22 protein-coding genes are annotated in these 19,495 nt (G+C 67.8%); 8 read left to right on the forward strand and 14 right to left on the reverse strand.

Annotated features, from left to right (window positions below):
* The 3 genes from deoC to ABUA37_RS07100 form a co-directional block, all read right to left on the reverse strand.
* Complete coding sequence (gene deoC, locus ABUA37_RS07090) at positions 1-1,005, reverse strand: deoxyribose-phosphate aldolase (RefSeq protein ID WP_349898430.1); 1,005 nt, start codon at positions 1,003-1,005, stop codon at positions 1-3.
* Entirely contained in the window at positions 1,002-1,964 is a 963-nt protein-coding gene (locus ABUA37_RS07095; protein ID WP_349898431.1) for a sugar-binding transcriptional regulator, read from the reverse strand. The genes deoC and ABUA37_RS07095 overlap by 4 nt, the downstream gene beginning before the upstream one ends.
* A 182-nt stretch (positions 1,965-2,146) precedes the next feature.
* Positions 2,147-2,620: an SRPBCC domain-containing protein gene (locus ABUA37_RS07100; RefSeq protein WP_349898648.1), complete on the reverse strand. Its 474-nt coding sequence runs from the start codon at positions 2,618-2,620 to the stop codon at positions 2,147-2,149.
* A 66-nt stretch (positions 2,621-2,686) separates the two neighbouring features.
* On the opposite strand from ABUA37_RS07100, the gene ABUA37_RS07105 reads away from it, so the two are divergent.
* Entirely contained in the window at positions 2,687-3,628 is a 942-nt protein-coding gene (locus ABUA37_RS07105) for an ROK family protein (RefSeq protein ID WP_349898432.1), read from the forward strand.
* Here the strand turns inward: ABUA37_RS07105 and ABUA37_RS07110 are convergent.
* The 6 genes from ABUA37_RS07110 to ABUA37_RS07135 are packed head-to-tail and all read right to left on the reverse strand — an operon-like array spanning position 3,625 to position 8,227.
* Entirely contained in the window at positions 3,625-4,821 is a 1,197-nt protein-coding gene (locus ABUA37_RS07110; RefSeq protein ID WP_349898433.1) for an MFS transporter, read from the reverse strand. The genes ABUA37_RS07105 and ABUA37_RS07110 overlap by 4 nt on opposite strands.
* A 58-nt stretch (positions 4,822-4,879) precedes the next feature.
* On the reverse strand, positions 4,880-5,827 hold the full coding sequence (locus tag ABUA37_RS07115; RefSeq protein ID WP_349898434.1) for a bifunctional riboflavin kinase/FAD synthetase: 948 nt from the start codon (positions 5,825-5,827) through the stop codon (positions 4,880-4,882).
* A gap of 3 nt (positions 5,828-5,830) precedes the next feature.
* Entirely contained in the window at positions 5,831-6,289 is a 459-nt protein-coding gene (locus ABUA37_RS07120; protein ID WP_349898435.1) for a hypothetical protein, read from the reverse strand.
* Between the two features lie 11 nt (positions 6,290-6,300).
* The gene (locus ABUA37_RS07125; RefSeq protein ID WP_349898436.1) at positions 6,301-6,669 is read right to left on the reverse strand and encodes a hypothetical protein; all 369 of its coding nucleotides are present in this window, start codon (positions 6,667-6,669) and stop codon (positions 6,301-6,303) included.
* A complete protein-coding gene (gene truB, locus ABUA37_RS07130; RefSeq protein ID WP_349898437.1) occupies positions 6,666-7,616 on the reverse strand; it encodes a tRNA pseudouridine(55) synthase TruB in 951 nt (316 codons plus the stop codon). Before truB ends, ABUA37_RS07125 begins: the two co-directional genes overlap by 4 nt.
* Positions 7,613-8,227 carry a TetR/AcrR family transcriptional regulator gene (locus tag ABUA37_RS07135; RefSeq protein WP_349898438.1) on the reverse strand — a complete coding sequence of 205 codons (615 nt, stop codon included), beginning with the start codon at positions 8,225-8,227 and terminating at the stop codon, positions 7,613-7,615. Before ABUA37_RS07135 ends, truB begins: the two co-directional genes overlap by 4 nt.
* Before the next feature lie 78 nt (positions 8,228-8,305).
* Between ABUA37_RS07135 and ABUA37_RS07140 the strand changes: the two genes are divergently transcribed.
* Together ABUA37_RS07140 and ABUA37_RS07145 are read left to right on the forward strand one after the other, a co-directional pair.
* Positions 8,306-9,772: a DHA2 family efflux MFS transporter permease subunit gene (locus tag ABUA37_RS07140; RefSeq protein ID WP_349898439.1), complete on the forward strand. Its 1,467-nt coding sequence runs from the start codon at positions 8,306-8,308 to the stop codon at positions 9,770-9,772.
* Positions 9,773-9,781: 9 nt separating this feature from the next.
* Positions 9,782-10,762, forward strand: a complete 981-nt coding sequence (locus ABUA37_RS07145; RefSeq protein WP_349898440.1) for a ketopantoate reductase family protein — start codon at positions 9,782-9,784, stop codon at positions 10,760-10,762.
* 19 nt (positions 10,763-10,781) lie between these two features.
* On the opposite strand, the gene ABUA37_RS07150 is transcribed toward ABUA37_RS07145, so the two are convergent.
* A complete protein-coding gene (locus ABUA37_RS07150; RefSeq protein WP_349898441.1) occupies positions 10,782-11,420 on the reverse strand; it encodes a nucleoside/nucleotide kinase family protein in 639 nt (212 codons plus the stop codon).
* 64 nt (positions 11,421-11,484) lie between these two features.
* Between ABUA37_RS07150 and ABUA37_RS07155 the strand changes: the two genes are divergently transcribed.
* The 4 genes from ABUA37_RS07155 (at position 11,485) to ABUA37_RS07170 (ending at position 14,111) form a co-directional block, all read left to right on the forward strand.
* Entirely contained in the window at positions 11,485-12,348 is an 864-nt protein-coding gene (locus tag ABUA37_RS07155) for an A/G-specific adenine glycosylase (protein WP_349898442.1), read from the forward strand.
* A gap of 78 nt (positions 12,349-12,426) precedes the next feature.
* Positions 12,427-12,888 carry a hypothetical protein gene (locus tag ABUA37_RS07160; protein ID WP_349898443.1) on the forward strand — a complete coding sequence of 154 codons (462 nt, stop codon included), beginning with the start codon at positions 12,427-12,429 and terminating at the stop codon, positions 12,886-12,888.
* A complete protein-coding gene (locus ABUA37_RS07165; RefSeq protein ID WP_349898444.1) occupies positions 12,885-13,199 on the forward strand; it encodes a winged helix-turn-helix domain-containing protein in 315 nt (104 codons plus the stop codon). The genes ABUA37_RS07160 and ABUA37_RS07165 overlap by 4 nt, the downstream gene beginning before the upstream one ends.
* A gap of 36 nt (positions 13,200-13,235) precedes the next feature.
* On the forward strand, positions 13,236-14,111 hold the full coding sequence (locus ABUA37_RS07170) for an Fpg/Nei family DNA glycosylase (protein WP_349898445.1): 876 nt from the start codon (positions 13,236-13,238) through the stop codon (positions 14,109-14,111).
* Positions 14,112-14,153: 42 nt separating this feature from the next.
* Here ABUA37_RS07170 and rbfA read toward each other — a convergent pair whose 3' ends face one another.
* The 3 genes from rbfA to ABUA37_RS07185 form a co-directional block, all read right to left on the reverse strand.
* A complete protein-coding gene (rbfA, locus tag ABUA37_RS07175; protein ID WP_349898446.1) occupies positions 14,154-14,615 on the reverse strand; it encodes a 30S ribosome-binding factor RbfA in 462 nt (153 codons plus the stop codon).
* Between the two features lie 183 nt (positions 14,616-14,798).
* Positions 14,799-17,474, reverse strand: coding sequence for a translation initiation factor IF-2 (gene infB, locus ABUA37_RS07180; RefSeq protein WP_349898447.1), 2,676 nt, complete (start codon positions 17,472-17,474; stop codon positions 14,799-14,801).
* A gap of 94 nt (positions 17,475-17,568) precedes the next feature.
* Positions 17,569-17,883 (reverse strand): YlxR family protein, encoded by a 315-nt coding sequence (locus ABUA37_RS07185; protein WP_349898448.1) that lies wholly within the window; start codon positions 17,881-17,883, stop codon positions 17,569-17,571.
* Positions 17,884-17,942: 59 nt separating this feature from the next.
* Here ABUA37_RS07185 and ABUA37_RS07190 point away from each other — a divergent pair, with 59 nt between their 5' ends.
* Positions 17,943-18,338: a DUF3054 domain-containing protein gene (locus ABUA37_RS07190; RefSeq protein WP_349898449.1), complete on the forward strand. Its 396-nt coding sequence runs from the start codon at positions 17,943-17,945 to the stop codon at positions 18,336-18,338.
* A gap of 107 nt (positions 18,339-18,445) precedes the next feature.
* Here ABUA37_RS07190 and nusA read toward each other — a convergent pair whose 3' ends face one another.
* Positions 18,446-19,438 (reverse strand): transcription termination factor NusA, encoded by a 993-nt coding sequence (nusA, locus tag ABUA37_RS07195; protein ID WP_349898450.1) that lies wholly within the window; start codon positions 19,436-19,438, stop codon positions 18,446-18,448.
* Positions 19,439-19,495: the final 57 nt, after the last annotated feature.

Below are 19,495 nucleotides of genomic sequence, written 5' to 3' on the forward strand. Positions count from 1 at the left end.
TTAGTCGAGGGTGACGTAGTCCGGGCCGCTGTAGCGGCCGGTGGTGAGCTTCTGGCGCTGCAGCAGCACGTCGTTGAGCAGGCTGGATGCGCCGAAGCGGAACAGGTGCGGGTCGAGCCACTGCTCCCCCACCGTCTCGGCGACGGTGACGAGGTATTTGATCGCGTCCTTGGAGGTGCGGATGCCGCCGGCCGGCTTCACGCCGATCCGCTCGCCGGTGAGGCGGTGCCAGTCGCGCACGACCTGCAGCATGAGCAGCGTCACCGGAAGCGTGGCGGCCGGGGACACCTTGCCTGTGGAGGTCTTGATGAAGTCTCCCCCGGCGAGGATCGCGAGCCAGGACGCCCTGCGCACGTTGTCGTAGGTGTTCAGCTCGCCGGTCTCGAGAATGACCTTGAGGTGCGCATAGCTGCCGTCGTCGCGGCGGCAGGCCTCCTTCACGGCGACGATCTGGTCGAAGACCTCGCCGTAGCGGCCGGAGAGGAATGCACCACGGTCGATGACCATGTCGATCTCGTCCGCACCGGCGACCACGGCATCCCGCACGTCGGCGAGCTTCACCGCCACCGAGGCGCGCCCGCTCGGAAACGCGGTCGCGACGGATGCGATCTGGATGCCATTCGGCGAATGCGCGGCGCCGAGCGCCTCCACGGCGTAGGGCACCATGTCGCCGTAGACACACACCGCCGCGACGCGAGGTGTCGACGGGTCCGATGGATCCGGGGTCATCGCCTTCGCGACGAGCGAGCGCACCTTGCCCGGGGTGTCCGTGCCCTCGAGTGTCGTCAGGTCGATGAGAGAGATGACCTTGTCGAGCGCCCAGGCCTTCGATGTGGTCTTGATCGAGCGCGTGCCGAGGTCGGCGGCGCGGGCCTCGAGTCCCACGGCGTCGACTCCGGCGAGCCCCTCGAGGTGCAGCCTGAGGCTCTTCTCGGTGAGATCACCGCCGATCAGGTTGACCGCCCGTTCGGCCGGCGCCAGTGTGACGGGTTGTGTGAGAGTCATTCCTTCTCCTCGTGTCTAACGTCTGAAAGCAGTGCGAGCGCCGTTGATTCGTCGGTGACGAGAACGGTGCACAGGCCGCTCGTCACCACCGCGCGCGCGATGTCGTGCTTGGCCTTGCCCGCGACGACGAAGATCGCCGTCTCGGCCAGGCGCAGTTGGTCGTGCTCGAGACCCACGGTGCGCTCGTCGAGCGCGGGGTCCACGATGTTGCCGTTCGCGTCGATGTAGCGGCCGACCACGTCGCCGACAGCTCCCTTGCGCACGAGTTCGGCAACATCCGCCTCGGTCAGGTAGCCGCTGTCGACGAGCACCGAACTCTCGTCTGCGACTCCCGCGCTGTACAGATACGCGGATGCCCGCCCGGCCAGCTCCATCACCCCGGCCACGGTGCGGTCGGCCTCGATCGCGCGCCGGGTCTCCACCCGCTCCAGGATCGCCGGGCTCGGCAGCAGCACGGCGTGGCCGGCGGCCTTCTCGGCGATCGTGGCCGCGGTGGTCGCGGCGGTGCCGGCCCGGCGGTTGAGGCTCACGCCGCCGTTGATCTGCACCACGGTGACGCCGGTCGCCCAGCCTTCGCGGAGGCGATCGGCGACCTGGCTGAGGGTGCGGCCCCAGCTGATGCCGAGGGTGCGCGGCACGGGGCGGAGCGCCGCGAGATAGTCCGCCGCCGCCTGCGCAACGAGGCCGGCCGCCTCGACCGCCGGGGCGTCCGTCGCGGGGATGACCACGGCATCCCGCAGCCCGAATCTCTCGCGCAGCTCGCGCTCGACGCCGAGACGTCTCGCGCGCGGGTGCACGATCTCGATGCGCACGATGCCGTCCTGGCGTGCCTGGCTCAGCAGCCGACCCACCTTCCAGCGGGTGATGCCGAGGAGCGCGCCGATCTCGTCCTGGGTCTTGTCGCCGTCGTAATAGAGCTCGGCGACGCGAACGGTCTGCAGTTCGACCTCCGACACCATGAGGCACCTCCCCCTCCAAGGTTAGGCGTGGTCTGTGGCTATTCCAACATTCGTTGGCATGTTTGCTCAAACGAGCAGACTCGGCGGAGGGTTCTGCTCAATCGAGCGGCCAGCTCCGTCGCGGAATTACAGACCCCTTCGACAAGCTCAGAGAACGAACCACAGGCTCAGGAACGGGGAGATCAGCCGCGGTGCGCGAATCCGTCGCGGTACCCGGTCCAGGTCTCGATGTGATCCCTGTCCCAGTTCTCCCAGTCCACCGGATGCCCGCGCAGCACCTCTTCTAGCTGGTCGAGGCTGATCAGCCAGTTCGCTCGCACCCGCGCCACGAACGCCCGGTCGAGCTCAAGCTCGACCGAGAGCCGCAGTCGCGTCGCGACGCCCCTCCCGCCGCCGGCGAACGGCTCGAGTGCGAACTCGATGCGCCCTCGATTGTCGGTGTCAACCACGAGGAGGCTGGGCTCGACGAGGTTCGTGATGACTCCGGCGGTCGGCGGCTGATCGGTGCTGTACTGCCAGACGAGGTCGTAGTGACCACCGGGAACTGCGTCGATACTCGCGCTTGCCAGCCAGCCCGAAACCAGCTCGTCGTCGACGAGCGCGTCCCAGACGATCGCGGGAGACAGCTCGATCTCGCGCTCGAAAACCAGTTCCATTGCGGGCACGCTGCCACTGTACGCTGCGAGACGGGCGGATGGCTGGTGTCCCATAGGCTTTAGGCCATGAGCAGCAGCACCGCAGGCAGCATTGCACTCGCCCTGGACATGGGCGGCACCAAGGTAGAGGCGGCCGCGGTCGATGACACCGGCACGGTGCTGAGCGGCACGCGATTCCGGGCTCCCACGGGTCCCGGTCGCAGCTCGGAGGAACTCGCGGCGAGCGTCACGAGCGTCGTCGATCAGGCGATCGCGGCCCTCCCCGCAGGTGCGAACCTGGCCGGGGTCGGCATCGGGTCGGCCGGTCCCGTCTCGGAGGCCGACGGTCGGGTGTCTCCCCTCAACCTTCCGGTCTGGCGCGACTTTCCGCTGCGAGAACTCGTCGCCTCCCGCGTGAACGTGCCGGTCGAGCTGCGCATGGACGGCATCTGCATCGCCCTCGCGGAGCACTGGGTCGGTGCCGCGCGCGGCTACAACAACGTGATGGGGATGATCGTCTCCACCGGCATCGGCGGCGGCCTCATCCTGCACGGCAACACGGTCTCCGGGCCCACCGGCAACGCGGGGCATATCGGCCACGTCGAGGTCGCCGGCTTCGACGACCCGTGCCCCTGCGGCGGAATCGGCTGCGTCGAGGCCATTGCCTCCGGGCCGATGACCGTGGCCTGGGCCCGCAGACAGGGCTGGGAGGGTTCCACCGGCGAGGAACTGAGCGCGAGCTTCGCGGCGGGCGACGCGATCGCGGCGGCGGCCGTGGAGCGCTCCGGCCGCGCCATCGGCCAGGCGATCGCCTCGGCCACGTCCCTCGTCGACCTCGAGATCGTGGCCATCGGCGGCGGGTTCTCGCACGTCGCCCCGCAACTGTTCGATCACATCCGCACCGCCATCACCACGCGCAAGAACTTCGAGTTCGTGACCAAGGTGAAGGTCGTGCCGAGCGGACTCTCGAGCGACGGGCCGCTCATCGGCGCGGCCGCGCTCATCCATCGTGCCGAGGTTCTGAGCTAGCCTCTCGAGGCCGGACGCGGCGCGTCCGAGGCGTGCCACTCGTCTTCGATCATGCGTGGATGAGTGAGCACGACGCCGGCCCAGATGGGAACGAGTGCCACCAGGATGAGGAACACGAGCGGCAAGGTCCAGCCGCCGCTCACCTCGTGGAGCACGCCGAACAGCAGCGGACCGAATGCCGCGATGACGTAGCCGACCCCCTGCGCGAATCCGCTGAGCGCCACCGATCCCTCGTGAGTGCGCGTCCTCGCGTTGATGAGCACAAGGGCGAGAGGGAAGAGGAGGCTGCCGAGGCCACCAAGCGCCACCCACAGCCAGGTGACGGTGGTGGGCAGGAGCAGCAGCCCGAAGTCGCCGAGCAGGAACATCGCGACAGCCGCATAGATGAGAATTCCGACGTTGCGCATGCGCGCCGCGAGCACCGGCACGAGCAGGGCAGAGGGAAGGCCCATTGCCGCGTACAGCCCGAGCAGGGCTCCGCCTTCTCCGGGCGTGGCATGCGCGATGTCCCGCAGCATGTCCGGCAGCCAGGCGAAGATCGTGTACACGTTGACAGACGACATCGAGAAGGCCACCATGATCGCCCAGGCGACCGGCGTGCGCCAGACGCGACCCATCGCCGCAACCGTGGCGGCTTCGACTTCCGCCGTCGTCGGCTCGGTCGGGTCTTCCTTATCCGCCCTGGCTCGCACCAGCAGGATGCTCCAGGGCGCGACGGCGACGAGAGCGGTCAGCGCCCACATACCGAGCGAGACTCGCCAACCGGCGCTGTCGGCGATGGGCACGGCGATGAGCGGCGGCAGGAAGGTGCTGACGGCCATGACCGTCGCGTACAGCGAGGTGACGAGCCCGATGCGATCCGGGAAGTAGCGCTTGACGAGCGGAGGCAGGAGCACGTTGCCGACGCTCATCCCGGCGAAGGCCACCACGGACCCGATCACGAGAAGGGTGAACGAACTCGACGCCGCTCGCAGCAGATGACCGGCAATCACGACGACCATGGCCATCGCGGTGATCAGCTCGAGGCTCGCGCGTCGGGTGGCCATCGGGGTGAGGATACCGAAGAGCGCGAAGCAGACCGGCGGCAGCATCCCGAGCACACCGAGCCCCACCGCGGTGAGGGTGATGTCCTTGCCGATCTCGCCCACAATCGGCGAAACGGCCGCGACCGCGGTGCGCAAATTCAGCGCCACCAGCACGATGCCTGAGAGCGCGAGGGTTCTGCCCGCCCACAGGGGCAGCGGCGTGGTCTCAGGCGTTCGGATGCGGTGCCCCCAGGATTTCTCGCACCCTCGACACGTCGTGCTCAATCTCCGCGATGAGCTCCGCCACCCCGTCGAACTTCTTCATGCCCCGGATGTAGTCGACGAACGAGACCTCGACGGTCTTGTCGTACAGGTCGATGTCACGATCGAGCACGTAGGCCTCGACCTGGCGATCCGGAACCCCCTCGAAAGTCGGGTTGTTGCCCACCGAGATCGCGGCCGGGTAGCGCTCGCTGGCCACCGCGAGCCACCCCGCGTAGACGCCGTCGGCGGGAATCAGCCCCTCCGGACCCGGACGAAGGTTTGCGGTCGGGTAGCCGAGCGTTCTGCCGCGCTGCTCACCGCGCACGACAACGGAGCGCACGGTCGGGAGCGCGCCGAGCACGTCCCCCGCCTCGCGGACGTTGCCCGCCGCGAGCGCCTCCCGGATCCAGGTCGAGGAGGCGCGACGGCCCTCTTTGGCTCGCACCTCATCCACGAGCCGGATCTCGAAACCGTGCTCGCGACCGGCCTCTCGCAGTGTCTCGACTGTGCCGCTGCCGCGCACTCCGTAACGAAAGTCGCTGCCGACGAAGACGATTCTGGCGTGCAGCGCGTCGACGAGCACGTGCTGCACGAATTCCTCGGGCGACTGCTCGCTGAGCGCGCGGTCGAAGGTGAGCATGAGCGTCGCCTCGACGCCCGCGGCCGAGAGTCGCTCGACCTTCTGCTCGTTGCTGATGAGTTGCGGCGGACAAGCCGGTGGGTTCAACAGGGCGAGCGGATGCCGGTCGAAGGTGACGACGGTCGGCACGAGGTGCAGCGGCCGCGCCATCGAGAGCAGCTCTCCGATGACGGCACGGTGGCCGGAGTGCACGCCATCGAACTTGCCGATGGTGACGGCGCTCGGGCCGAAGTCGTGGGGAACCTCGTTCAGCGAGGTATAGAACTGCATGGCTCAGGCCCGACCATCTACCGGCGTCGGGCGGTGGCGGCTCAGCCACAGCATCCCGAGCACGGGGAGCACGAGCGGGATCAGGAGGTAACCGAGACCGTAAGCGGACCACACGGTGGACTGGCGGCCAAACGGTTCGATGCTCGACAGGCCGAGCACGGCTGGCGCGAAAACGCTGATCGTGCCGACGACGAGCACTCCGAGCAGCTCGAAGGTGATGGTGGCCCAGGCCACCCGATACCAGCGGATGCCGGGCACAATGAGCGCGACCGTGGCGACGATGTAGATGACCGCCGACAGCGCCGAGAGCGAGAATGCGAGCGGCGCCTCGTCGAAGCGCTCGATGATCTGCACGACCGAGCGGCCGGTCGCCGCAAGAGCCAGGATCGCGTACACGACGACGAGAAGGCGACCGACACCGGTAGCGCGGGACTTGCCGGTACGGCTGGATTTATTAGGCATCACGCTCAAGATTAGGCCAACTGCACTGACCAGATTTGCCCCATCCGGTACACCATGACGGCGATCGCGAGACAGGCGACGCCGAGGATCACGGTGCTCCAGCGGTTGCGTTCGATGAGCGCCCAGAACACCGCGGCCGGCGGTAACAGCACAGCGGAGATCTGATACACGTAGAACTCGAGCGGGCTGCCGCTCGGCGCGTTGCCCACGGCGGGCGCGATGATCGCCATGACGAGTTGCACGATCAACAGCATTTCGACGAGGAGCGTCACACCCAGCGTGAAGTCGTTCGGCAGGCGGCCGAGCGCCCCCATCGCGATGCAGAACACTCCGGCGAGCACGGCCACACCGATCTGCAGCCAGGAAAACCACTCGATCACGCCGTGCCCTCGTCTTTCGGAAAATTCACCAGCGGCTTCGCCACCCCATCGCGGATCTCGACGAGTCCCGCCAGTCTCCCATCCGGTTCGATCGCGGCAACGGGGCCACGCACTTCACGGAGCAGGGGATCGTCGATCGAGATCCGCTTGCCGTGACCGAGGTCGACGCTCTGCTGGGCATCGAGGTGGTGGCTCGGGAACAGGCGTGAGGCCACGAGCGCGGGGTCGAGCAGCGCGGCCTGGACGTCCATGGATTCGAGCGGAGCGGCATCCGCGAGCCCGAAGGGGCCGATTCTGCTGCGCCGGAGCGCCGTGAGGTGGCCGCCGACATCGAGCGTGGCGCCGAGGTCGCGGGCGAGCGCGCGGATGTAGGTGCCCGAGGAGCACTCGACCCTCACGTCGAGGTCGAGAAGGTCGTCCTGCCGCCTCGTGGCCAGCAGTTCGAAGGCCGACACGGTCACGGCGCGGGAGGCCAAGTCCACGGTCTCCCCCGCTCTCGCGAGCGTGTAGGCCCGCTTGCCGTCGACCTTGATCGCGCTGACGCTGCTCGGCACCTGGCTGATCTCGCCGCTCAGCACGGCGATTCCTGCCGCAAGCTGTTGCTCGGTGATCGCGGCGACGGATGCGGCCGAGGCGCGGCTCAGCTCGGTGCCCTCCGCGTCATCCGTGTTCGTTGCGATGCCGAGCCGGATGGTGGCGAAATACTCCTTGTCGAGCCCGACCAGGTAGGTCAGCACCCTCGTTGCCGAGTTGACCCCGAGCACGAGGAGGCCGGTGGCCATCGGGTCGAGGGTGCCCGCGTGCCCGACCTTGCGTGTTCCGGCGAGGCGGCGCGTGCGGGCGACGACGTCGTGGCTCGTGATGCCCTGCGGCTTGTCGACGAGCAGGATGCCGCTGCGCCGGCCGGTCGTACTGCTGCCGGCGGCGCCACTCTCGGTTTCGGTCACTCCTCGACCTCGCGCTCGGCCGCCCGCTGCCGCCGCGCGACCGCGCGCAGGAGCTCGAGCTTTTCGGGGAATGCCGCGACCAGCAACTCACGAACCGCGGGATTCGAGTCGTAGTCGTCGGTCATCCGGAGGCCGACCATGGTGTTCACCATCATGCCGCCGGCAAGAAAACTCTGCACCTCGTCTGGTCCGAATCCCGCTTCGTCGCGCAGGAAGGCATAGACCTCCATGAACCCGCAGCGAGCCGCCGTGCCGACGACGGGATCGCTGCCGAGGACGAAGCCGTGCATGAGCGACAGCAGCAGCCCGGGCTCGCTGACCAGGTTGACGTAGGAGAGGCCCAGGCGACGAGCGAGCGGTACATCCGATTCTTCCGCGAGCACGGCGCGGAAGGTCTGCAGCAGCCTGTCGAGTGCACGACGCAACACCTCGATGAAGAGTGTCTCCTTGGTGCCGAACATGCGCACGACATAGGGCTGGCTCACGCCCGCCGCTTGCGCGACCTGGCTCGTCGTCGCGCCGACATAGCCATAGTCGCCGAACACCCTGGTTGCCGCCGCGAGGATCAGTTCTCGCCGATCTTCCGCGCGCATCCGGGTTTTCTCGTTCACGCTTGACAGGTTATCAGTCGATAACTAATGTTGCCGCTTAGTAATCGTTCGATTACAAGTTCCGTCCCGGAGAATCCCATGACCCCCAACCCCACCCTCGCCGCCGGCACGGCGCAACGGCGCAGCGTTCCCATCTGGCTCGCCATTCTCGCCGCCTCGCTCCCGATGTTCATGGCGAGCCTCGACAACCTCGTCATGACCAACGCCCTGCCCGTCATCCACGAGGAGATGGGCGCCACCGTAGAACAACTGCAGTGGTTCATGAACGCCTACACGTTGAGCTTCGCCGCCTTCATCCTCATGGCCGTCGCCCTCGGCGACCGCTTCGGCAGGCGCACCGTCTTCGCCGCGGGCATCCTCGTCTTCACCGTCGCCTCGGCGTTTGCGGGACTCAGCACCGACCCAGGCCAGCTCATTGCCGCCCGGGCGATCCAGGGCGTCGGCGGCGCGGCGCTCATGCCACTCTCGCTCACACTCATCGCGGGCTCCGTGCCGCTGCGCCTGCGGCCGCTCGCGATCGGCATCTGGGGCGGCGTCGCCGGGCTCGGTGTCGCGGCGGGCCCCCTCATCGGCGGTGCCGTCGTCGAGGGCTGGAACTGGCAGGCGATCTTCTGGATCAACGTGCCCGTGGGCGTCATCTCGATCCCGCTCGCCCTCCTCGCGCTGCCGAACAGCTTCGGCGCGAGGCTGCGCGCGGACATCCTGGGCCTGCTGCTCGTGGGCGTCGGCGTGCTCGCCGTGGTCTTCGGCATTGTGCGCGGCAACCCCGCCGGCTGGGACAGCTTCGAGGTGATCGGCTCGCTCGTCGCGGGCGGCGTGCTGCTCATCGCCTTCGTCTTCTGGGAGTCGCACACCGCGGCTCCGCTGCTGCCGCTCGGGCTGTTCCGCGACCGCAGCTTCACCGTCGCGAACCTCGTCGGCGTCGGCTTCAGCTTCGGGATGTTCGGAGCCGTCTTCATCCTTATACAGTTCCTGCAGGTGGTGCAGGGTGCATCTCCGCTGCAGGCCGCGGTGCAGACGATGCCGTGGACGCTCGCGCCCATGGTCATCGCGCCGCTGGCCGGAATCGTCTCGGGTCGCGTCGGCACCCGCGCTCTCATTGTCACCGGGCTCTCGCTCGAGGCGATCGCGCTGTTCTGGCTCGCCGGAACGATGAGCGCGACGATCCCCTATGCCCAGATGGTCGCGCCGTTCATCATCGCCGGGGTTGGTATGGGCCTCGTCTTCGCCCCCTCATCTACCGCCGTGCTCGCCACCATGCGGGCCGAGGACCACGCCAAGGCGAGCGGCACGAACTCGACCCTGCGAGAGATCGGCGTGGCCCTCGGCATCGCCGTGCTCACCGCCGTCTTCACGGGTGATGGCGGCCAGCTCACGCCGACGGGCTACGTCGACGCGGCGATTCCCGCCGTGGTGGTCGGCGCCGCGGTGCTCGCTGGCACGGCCGTGGTGGGGCTCTTCCTCCCCGCGGGTCGAGCGGCACGACACGAGCAGGGCGCGCCGGACGCCGTCGCGCAAACCGAGCTGGAGACCACCGCGGCATAGGATTTGCGCATGAGAGTGGCGATCGTGGGTGCCGGCGCTGTCGGCAGCACGATCGCCGCCCTGCTTTCACGGGGTGGGCACGACGTGACCGTCACCGCCCGCGGTGAACAGCTGCACACCATCCTCGATCGCGGACTCGAACTCACGGGCGTGTGGGGCGACTACACCGCGCGAGTGTCGGCCACCGACATCCTGAACCGCAGCCCCGAACTCGCCTTCGTGACGACCAAGGCGCAGGATGCCGAGGCCGCGCTTCGTCAGAACGCGCGGTTCCTCGACGGGGTGCCGGTCGTGGTCGTGCAGAACGGCCTGGACGCGCTCACCGTCGCACAGCGCATTCTCCCCGGCGCGGATGTCGTGGGCGGGCTCGCGCTCTACGCGGCGTCGTACCTCTCCCCCGGCGCCGTCGCGGTGACGACGGACGGCGTCACGTGTCTGGGCGGTTCCGTCAGCGGCGCGCTCTACGCGTCACGCGTGCTCGGAGCCGTGATGCCGGTGACCCTCACCGACAATTTCGAGGGCGCGCAGTGGACGAAGCTCATCGTGAACCACATCAACGCATTGCCCGCGATCACGGGCATGAGCGCCCAGGACGTGATCTCCGACCGGGAGCTCAGGCACATCATGACCGAGAGCATGCGCGAGGCTGTGCGCGTGGGCCTCGCGAGTGGCATCGAGTTCGAAAAGGTGCAGGGGCTGAGCGATCGCCTGCTGAAGCTGCTCGTTCGCCTGCCGGTGACGGCCGGGCAACTGATCCCGCTGGCGATGAGGTCGCGGATGGGCGCGACGCCCAATCCGGGATCGACGCTGCAGAGCATCCGCCGCGGTCAGGCGACCGAGATCGACTTTCTGAACGGCGCAGTCGTCGCGGCCGGAGAGCGCGTCGGAGTCGCCACCCCGACCGAACGGGCGCTCGTGGCGATGGTGCACGAGGTGGAGACCAAGGGCCGTTTCCTCATGCCGAGCGAGGTCGTGGCGCGGCTCAGCTAGCGGTGCAGCAGCCGCTGGTTCAGCAGCTGTCGGCGAAGCTGCGGCGCGGATGCTCCGGGTCGCTGTTGTCGATGATCGCCACGGCCTTGCCGCGCGGGTTCACCTCGGCGACGTAGAGCGCGTCGGCCGCCGCGTCCCGCTCGGCATTCGGCGCGGTTTCGCCGGGCTCTCGCTGCGGCGTCTCGAGCCAGACCGAGTAGTTCCAGAAGCCGGCGAGCTCCGGGCGGTTGAGGAATACGCCGTTGATGATGAGAAGCGCGTCTGCGGATGCCGTGGTCCACTTCGACTGAAATGGTGCGTCCCGCTGCGCGTCGAAGGCCGCGAGCACGAAGCCGGTGCCGCTCGTGGCGCGGAAGGGGTCGAGCAGCACGCGCTGCAGCAGCGAGTAGTCGTAGCCGTGCTCGTATCGAGCGGATGCGGCGGGGCGTCCGCCGCTCTCACGGATGCTGCGCGGCGCCTGGAAGTCGTCGATGGAGGCGCGGAAGGCCTCGTGGCCGAGGGTGCGCACCGTCGCGGCCAGGTCATCCGCAAACTCTCGCGCGCCGGCGTCGCTGCCGCCGTCGATGGCGACGATGGCTCGACCGCGGCCGTAGTTGTGCAGGATCTCCTTCGCGAGCGCTTCGATCTGGTCTTTCTTCAACGGAGCCCATCTAGCCATGCCTTCAGCATATTCCGGTGGCCACCGGGACGCCGGGCTGCGGGGATGAACCTAGAGTTGAGCGGTGAGCATCGTCCCCGCCGTGAACGCGTGGTTCCGGCGGGAGGCGCGCGACCTCCCGTGGCGGCGCCCCGGCTTCGGCGCCTGGGGCATTCTCGTGAGCGAGGTCATGCTGCAGCAGACGCCGGTCGTGCGCGTCATTCCGCGGCTCGAGGAGTGGCTGGAGCGTTGGCCGACGCCCGCGGATCTCGCCGCGGTGCCGCCTGGAGAGGCCGTGCGCGCCTGGCATCGGCTCGGCTACCCTCGGCGCGCGCTGAGGCTGCACGCGGCCGCGGTCGCGATCACCGAGTTGCACGGCGGGGTGGTTCCCGAGTCCGTCGATGAGTTGCTCGCCCTGCCCGGGATTGGGGACTACACCGCTCGGGCCGTCGCCGCCTTCGCATACGGCCATCGGCATCCGGTGGTCGACACCAACGTGCGGCGAGTGATCGCGCGCGCCATCGAGGGACAGGGCGAGGCCGGGCCGCCGTCAACCAGGCGAGACCTCGCAGCGATGGACGCCATCCTGCCGCTCGACCGGGCGGAGGCGCGGATCGCGAATGCCGCGATGATGGAGCTCGGTGCCGTGATCTGCACCGCTCGCGCCCCGCGCTGTGACGCGTGCCCGATCGCCGGGAAGTGCGCGTGGCGCCTCGCCGGCTATCCGGCCTATCTGGGTCCGCGTGCGGCCGTGCAGAAGAAGTTCGAGGGTTCGGATCGCCAGGTGCGCGGGCTCATCGTTGCCGAGCTGCGCGCATCCGACATTCCCGTGACGGCCGAAGAAATCGAGACCCTCTGGCCGGATGCGGTGCAGCGCGACCGCGCGCTCGCGGGCCTGCTGCGTGACGGCCTCGTTGCGGCCGTGGACGGCGGATACGCGCTCCCCTGACGTCTGGCTTGGTCACTTACTTGCCAACTTGGAAAGTACTTGCTAGCTTGGTGGCATTCCCCGACACAGGAGGCAGCAGTGACCAACGACGCCGCGACAGATCGTCTATCCGCCAACGTTCAGGAGCAGCTCCAGGCGGCCGATTTCGGCGGCGGCAGGGGTTCCGACCTCGCGCGATCCGCGCGACGCATCTCCGGCTTCTTCACCGGCTTGCTCGGTGCATCGATCGCGCTCTTCCTCCTCGCGGTGGTCTACGTGTATCCCACCCACATCCTCTGGCTCGTCATCACCGTGACGGTCTTGTATGGGCTGGGCATCGGCAGCGCCTGCGTGTGGTTCCAGCGCGCGCGGCGTGCGTCGAACCCGGGCTGGTCGCGTCGTTATTCGGCGGGACTCGCCGTCACCATGGCGTTCTATGCGATCGGCGTCGCGCTGAGTGTCGCGACTGACTGGCGAACCCCGTGGTTCTGGCTGCCCTACGCCGTCGTCACGGCGACTCCGGTCGTTCTTGCCGGCATGGTTCGTGGCGGGTCTCGATGAGCACCGAGGCGACGCACCCCCGGCACGAGATCGACGAGCATCTCAGCTCGCCGGTGCGGCTCAGCATCATTGCTGCACTCGCGAAGGTGGAGGATGCCGAGTTCCAGGTCGTGCGCGACGCGATCGAACTCAGCGACTCTGTTCTGAGCAAGCAGGTGTCGCTGCTCGAATCCGTGGGCTACGTCGCGGTGCGCAAGGGCTACGTGGGCAAGCGCCCGCGCACCTGGCTGAGCGCAACCGAACTCGGCCGGGGCGCTCTCGCCCGTCACATCGCGGCCCTCCGCGCGATCACCTCGGGTGTCGACGCCTGACGGCTGGATGTCAGCCGATGCAGGCACAATGGGGCGATGCCGGAGTTGCCCGAACTGCAGGCCTTGGCGACCGACCTGGGCGCCAGGCTCAAGGGAGGCGTGATCGAGCGCCTGCAGATCATGGCGTTTGCGGCGCTCAAGACCTTCGAGCCGAGCGTCACGGCGCTCGGGGGTGCCGTCATTCGCGGGGTGTCGCGTCAGGGCAAGTTTCTCGATATCGCCGCACAGCCACCGGATGGCCATGAGCTTCACCTCGTGATGCACCTCGCGCGAGCGGGCTGGATCCGCTGGAGGGATGCGCCACCACCACCGGCGACGGGCCTCGGCAAGGGACCACTCGCCGCGCGGCTCGTGCTCGAGGGCGGATCCGGCCTCGACGTGACCGAGGCCGGCACCAAGAAGAGCCTCGCCATCTATCTCGTCACCGACCCGATGAGCGTTCCCGGCATCGCGCGACTCGGACCGGACCCGCTCGATGCGGCATTCACCGAGCAGGCATTCGCGCAGATCCTTCGGGACGCCGGGCGGTCGCAGATCAAGGGTGTGCTGCGCAACCAGTCGCTCATCGCCGGCATCGGCAATGCATACTCCGACGAGATCCTGCACACCGCGAAGATGTCGCCGTTCAAGCCGGCCGCGATGACAGCGGATGAGGTCCATCGGCTGTTCGAGGCGATCGGAACGACCCTGCGGGATGCGCTGGCGCGCGCGGACGGACTCGCGGCATCCGAGCTCAAGAAGGAGAAGAAGTCGGGTATGCGGGTGCACGGCCGCACCGGCGAGGCGTGCCCGGTGTGCGGAGACACCGTGCGGCAGGTGCGCTTCGCCGATTCGACGCTGCAGTACTGCCCCACCTGCCAGACCGGAGGCAGGCCGCTCGCCGACCGCGTGCTGTCGCGTCTGCTGAAGTAACGGGCGCTTCGACGAGCTCAGCGACCGTGTCTCAGCGACGGGTCAGTCTTCGTCTTCGTCGTCGTCTTCGTCGTCGTCAGCGATGACGCGCGGCTTGACGTAGGGGTCCTCGTCGCCCGCGTACTTCGCGGACCTCTTGAGGTTCTCGACCTCGGCGTCGCGATTGCGTGCCTCGGCGAGCAGCGTCTCGATGAGGGCCGCGTTCTCGGGCACCGCATCCGCAATGAATTCGAGCGAGGGCGTGAGCCGCGCGGTGATGTTCTTGCCCACTTCGCTGCGCAGCATGCCGGTGGCCGACTTGAGAGCGGCCGCGGAATCCGCGCGCTCCTCGTCGCTGCCGTACACGGTGTAGAAGACGGATGCGTGCTGCAGGTCGCCGGTCACCCTCACGTCCGTGATGGTGACGAAGCCGAGCCGCGGGTCCTTGAGGCCGCGCTCGAGCGTCTTGGCCACGATCACCTTGATGCGGTCCGCCATCTTGGCGGCGCGTGCTGGATCAGCCATTGCTGTACTCCTGTCTGATGTGACGCCCTGGGTCTCGACCAGCGGTATGTCTTTTTGCCGTTTCCACCGTAAGGGTGTCGTCACGGCTCGGAGGTGTCGGATGCCGATGCCCGGCTAAGGAAACTCGGGGTAGGGGCCCCGTTTTCCGTGCCGGGTATCGGCATCCGACGCCGACACCACGGATTACACCCGCGGCTTCTCCTTGAGTTCGATCGTCTCGATCTCGTCGCCGACCTGGATGTCGTTGAACTTGCCGAGGCCGATGCCGGCCTCGAAGTCCGTGCGGACCTCGGTGACGTCATCCTTGAAGCGACGCAGCGATTCGATGGCGAGATTGTCGCCGACGACGACACCCTCGCGGATGACGCGCGCCTTCGCATTCCTCGTGATCGTTCCGGAGCGCACGATGACACCCGCGACGTTTCCGAACTTGGAGGAACGGAAGATCTCGCGAATCTCGGCGACGCCGGACTGCACCTCTTCGAACTCGGGCTTGAGCATTCCCTTGAGGGCGTTTTCGACGTCTTCGAGGGCCGCGTAGATGACCGAGTAGAACCGCACATCGACACCCTCGCGCGCCGCACGTTCGCGGGCCTTCGGGTCGGGGCGCACGTTGAATCCGATGATGATGGCGTTGTCGACGGTGGCGAGGTTGATGTCGCTCTCCGTGACGGCACCGACACCGCGGTGGATGATGCGCAGCTGAACCGAATCGTCGACCTCGATCTTGAGCAGCGACTCCTCGAGTGCCTCGACGGCACCGGAGACGTCACCCTTGATGATGAGGTTGAGCGATTCGACCTTGCCCTCTTCGAGAGCCCGCGTGAAGTCCTCGAGGCTGATGCGCTTGCGGCTGCGGGCGAGCAGGGCGTTGCGCTCTGCTGCCTCGCGCTTTTCGGCGATCTGCCTGGCGGTGCGGTCATCGTCGGTGACGAGGAAGGTGTCGCCGGCGCGCGGCACGGAGGTGAGTCCGAGCACCGCGACCGGGCGAGCGGGCGTCGCGGCCGTGACCGGTTCGCCGTTCTCGTCGAACATGGCACGAACGCGGCCGTAGGCCGTCCCTGCCACGATCGGGTCGCCGACCTCAAGGGTTCCCGACTGGATGAGCACGGTCGCCACGGCGCCACGTCCCTTATCGAGCTTGGCCTCGATCGCCACGCCGCGCGCATCCTTGTTGGGGTTCGCGCGCATGTCGAGCCCGGCGTCTGCCGTGAGCAGCACCGCGTCGAGAAGCTCGGGGATACCGACCTTGTTGAGCGCGGACACGTCGATGAACATGGTGTCCCCGCCGTACTCTTCCGCGACGAGACCGAACTCGGTGAGCTGCTGGCGCACCTTGGCGGGGTTGGCCCCCTCCTTGTCGATCTTGTTCACCGCGACCACGATCGGCACGTTGGCGGCCTGGGCGTGGTTCAGCGCCTCGACCGTTTGCGGCATGATGCCGTCGTCCGCCGCCACCACGAGAATCGCGATGTCGGTGACCTGGGCGCCGCGGGCACGCATGGCGGTGAACGCCTCGTGACCGGGGGTGTCGATGAAGGTGATGGCGCGCTCGATGCCCTCGTGCTCCGTGACCACCTGGTACGCACCGATGTGCTGCGTGATTCCACCGGCCTCGCCGGCGACCACGTTCGCATTACGGATGGCGTCGAGGAGCCTGGTCTTACCGTGGTCGACGTGACCCATGACCGTGACGACCGGCGGACGGGCGACGAGGTCTTCATCCGTCTCGTCTTCGAGCTCCTGGTCGAGGTCGAGATCGAAGCCCGCGAGCAGTTCGCGGTCCTCGTCCTCGGGCGAGACCATCTCGATCTTGAAGCCGAGCTCGGCGCCCAGGATCTCGAAGGTCGCCTCGTCGAGCGACTCGGTCGCGGTGGCCATCTGCCCCAGGTGGAACAACACGGTCACCAGGTTGCCGGGGCTCGTGTCGATCTTGTCGGCGAAGTCGGTGATGGATGCGCCGCGCCGCATGCGGATGACGGTCTTGCCGTCACCGCGGGGAACGCTGACGCCGCCGAGCGAAGGAGCCTCTCTGAGCTCGAATTCCGCCCTCTTCGTGCGCTTCGACTTGCGCGCCTTGCTCTTGCCGCCACCGCGACCGAAGGCACCTGCGGTGCCGCCGCCGGGTCCACGACCGCGGCCGCCACCACCCGCGGGTCGGTTCGGTCCGAAGTTGGATCCGGGAGCGCCGGCCGGGCGGAAGCCACCGGCACCGGCCGGACGGCCTGCGCCACCGGGACGGAATCCACCCGCTCCGGCAGGACGCTGACCGAAGCCGCCCGGACGTTGGCCCTGTCCTGGCCCACCGGGGCGCGGCGCGCCCGGACGAGGTGCGGAGGGGCGCGGGATGCCGCTGGGTGACGGTGGACGCGTGTTCATGCCCTGCGTGCTGGCATAGGGGTTGTTGCCTGGGCGGGGTGCGCCCGGGCGCTGCATACCCTGCGTGGTTGCGTAGGGGTTGTTGCCCGGTCGTGCCGCGCCGGGGCGCGGGATCGAGGGGGTCTCTGCAGCGGGAGTCGGCGCAGCCGGAGCCGGTGCCGGCGCGGCAGGCGCATCCGGAGCCTTCGGCTCTGACGCGGCGGGTGCCTCGGCAGGGGTCTGCTCTGCAACGGCGGGAGCGGCCGGTGCCCGAGTCGGGCGAGCCGGTGCCTTCGCGGGCGCGGGCGCCTCTGCGGGCTTTGCCGGAGCGGTGATACCTGCCTCGGCGAGCGCAGCTTTCAGCTTGCGGGCGACCGGCGGTTCAATGCTCGAGGACGGGCCCTTGACGTATTCGCCCATTTCTTTGAGCTTGTCGAGGGCGACCTTGCTATCGATGCCGAGTTCGGCAGCGACTTCGTGTACGCGTGGTTTTGCAGCCACAATTCTCCTGTCTGGGCCTGCACCCGGACAGGGGCAGACCGTTAGTTACGGACGGGTCTCATTTCGAGCCGCTCATTAGTTGTCCATAGTTCAATCAGCCTGTTCGTTCGGGTGTCTCGGATGAGACACCGACTGTTGCAATCAACCCCTGCGCCCGAAGCGGTCCATCCACTCTCAACGCACGGCCGAAAGCCTTGCGTGCAATCGAAGTCTCGATGCAACTGAGGGTGGGATGCACCCAGGCGCCCCGGCCGGGAAGCGTCGCGGAGGGATCCACAACCACCTCGCCGTTGCGCGCGACGACCCTCAGCAGGGAGGATCTGGCATCGCGTTTCCGGCAGCCAAGACAGGTTCTTACGGGTTCCATACTAGACCCACTCATCAAGAACCCCTTCCGGCCCCGCAACATTCCGGCACAGCGACATTCCGTGCTGTCGCCTCCATGCTGCCCTACCTAGACTGCTCTTCATGACCGTTCGCCGCACTTCAGCAACCACGATCATCACCGCGGCCGTGGTCGACGTCGTGCTCGTGCTCGTCTTCGTGGCCATCGGGCGCCAGAGCCACGATCAGGGCATCACGCCACTCGGCGTGCTCGAGACCGCCTGGCCATTCCTCACCGGTCTGGTCGTCGCCTGGGTCGGGATGCGTGCCTGGCGCAACCCGCTCGGCGTGCTGCAACCTGGCGTGCTGCTCTGGGTCGGCACCGTTCTGATCGGGATGCTGCTGCGGGTCGCGAGCGGACAGGGCGTCGCGCTCCCCTTCGTCATCGTCGCGACCGTGACTCTGGCCGTGTTCCTGCTCGGCTGGCGGGCTCTCGCGGCGGGCTTCCGCCGCATCCGTCGCTCGCCCGAAGCGCTCTAAGACTCGAGGATCGAGTCCGGCTGGATGTCGGCCCGCTTAAACCGGGCCGCCAACGCTGGCGCGTCGTCGACCCGGCGCAAGAATCGACATTCAGCCGCCCTATAGTTCTAAGACTCGAGGATGGAGTCCGGCTGGATGTCGATCCTTGCGCCCGTCAGCTTGGCGGCGAGCCGGGCGTTCTGGCCCTCCTTGCCGATCGCGAGCGAGAGCTGGTAGTCGGGAACGAGTGCACGAACGGCCTTGGTCGACGCGTCGATCACAAAGGCCGAGGTGACCTTGGACGGTGACAGCGCGTTGGCCACAAAGGTCGCGAGGTCCTCGCTGTAATCGACGATGTCGATCTTCTCGTTGTTGAGTTCCGCCGTGACGGCACGCACCCGCTGGCCGAGCTCGCCGATGCAGGCACCCTTGGCGTTGACGCCGGGCTCGTTGGCGCGCACGGCGATCTTGGTGCGGTGACCCGCCTCGCGAGCGAGCGAGATGATCTCCACGGCGCCGCTCGCGATTTCCGGCACCTCGAGCGCGAAGAGCTTGCGCACGAGCGAGGGGTGCGTGCGCGAGACCGTAATCTGCGGCCCCTTGAGTCCCTTGCTCACCGAGGTGACGTACACCCGGATGCGCGAGCCGTGCGCATAGTCCTCGCCCGGCACCTGCTCCTCGGGTGGCAGTATCGCCTCGACGGTGCCGAGGTCTACGTGGATCATCCGCGGGTTTGGACCCTGCTGGATGATGCCGGCGACGATGTCGCCCTCGCGGCCCTTGAACTCGCCGAGCACGTGGTCGTCCGCAATGTCGCGCAGGCGCTGGTTGATGACCTGCTTGGCGGCGAACGCGCCGATGCGACCGAAGTCGCTCGGGCTGTCTTCGGCCTCGCCGATGACCTCGCCCTCGTCGTTGAATTCGGGCACGAAGATGCTCACGTGACCCGACTTGCGGTCGAGGCTGACCCTCGCCGAGGGAACCTCTTCCTTGCGTTCGGCCTGGCCGGTGTGCTTGAGATAGGCGGTGAGAATTGCCTGCTCAATGATCACGACCAGTTCCTCGAAGGGAATTTCGCGCTCGCGCTCCATGAGGCGCAGCACGCTCAGATCGATGTCCACTGAGGGCCTCCACTATTCAGGTTCTGGTAACTCCGTCGACAGGTGCGGACGGACGTT

The sequence above is a fragment of the Parafrigoribacterium soli genome (assembly GCF_040227235.1).
Taxonomy (GTDB): Bacteria; Actinomycetota; Actinomycetes; order Actinomycetales; family Microbacteriaceae; genus Parafrigoribacterium_A; species Parafrigoribacterium_A soli.

Bases quoted from the DNA above. Each gene is read 5' to 3' on its own strand.
- ABUA37_RS07095 (WP_349898431.1), bottom strand. From the start codon at position 1,964: ATGGTGTCGGAGGTCGAACTGCAGACCGTTCGCGTCGCCGAGCTCTAT.
- ABUA37_RS07140 (WP_349898439.1), top strand. From the start codon at position 8,306: ATGACCCCCAACCCCACCCTCGCCGCCGGCACGGCGCAACGGCGCAGC.
- ABUA37_RS07145 (WP_349898440.1), top strand. From the start codon at position 9,782: ATGAGAGTGGCGATCGTGGGTGCCGGCGCTGTCGGCAGCACGATCGCC.
- ABUA37_RS07150 (WP_349898441.1), bottom strand. From the start codon at position 11,420: ATGGCTAGATGGGCTCCGTTGAAGAAAGACCAGATCGAAGCGCTCGCG.
- ABUA37_RS07165 (WP_349898444.1), top strand. From the start codon at position 12,885: ATGAGCACCGAGGCGACGCACCCCCGGCACGAGATCGACGAGCATCTC.
- ABUA37_RS07100 (WP_349898648.1), bottom strand. From the start codon at position 2,620: ATGGAACTGGTTTTCGAGCGCGAGATCGAGCTGTCTCCCGCGATCGTC.
- ABUA37_RS07120 (WP_349898435.1), bottom strand. From the start codon at position 6,289: ATGCCTAATAAATCCAGCCGTACCGGCAAGTCCCGCGCTACCGGTGTC.
- ABUA37_RS07185 (WP_349898448.1), bottom strand. From the start codon at position 17,883: ATGTTGCGGGGCCGGAAGGGGTTCTTGATGAGTGGGTCTAGTATGGAA.
- rbfA (WP_349898446.1), bottom strand. From the start codon at position 14,615: ATGGCTGATCCAGCACGCGCCGCCAAGATGGCGGACCGCATCAAGGTG.
- ABUA37_RS07190 (WP_349898449.1), top strand. From the start codon at position 17,943: ATGACCGTTCGCCGCACTTCAGCAACCACGATCATCACCGCGGCCGTG.
- ABUA37_RS07115 (WP_349898434.1), bottom strand. From the start codon at position 5,827: ATGCAGTTCTATACCTCGCTGAACGAGGTTCCCCACGACTTCGGCCCG.
- ABUA37_RS07170 (WP_349898445.1), top strand. From the start codon at position 13,236: ATGCCGGAGTTGCCCGAACTGCAGGCCTTGGCGACCGACCTGGGCGCC.
- deoC (WP_349898430.1), bottom strand. From the start codon at position 1,005: ATGACTCTCACACAACCCGTCACACTGGCGCCGGCCGAACGGGCGGTC.
- ABUA37_RS07105 (WP_349898432.1), top strand. From the start codon at position 2,687: ATGAGCAGCAGCACCGCAGGCAGCATTGCACTCGCCCTGGACATGGGC.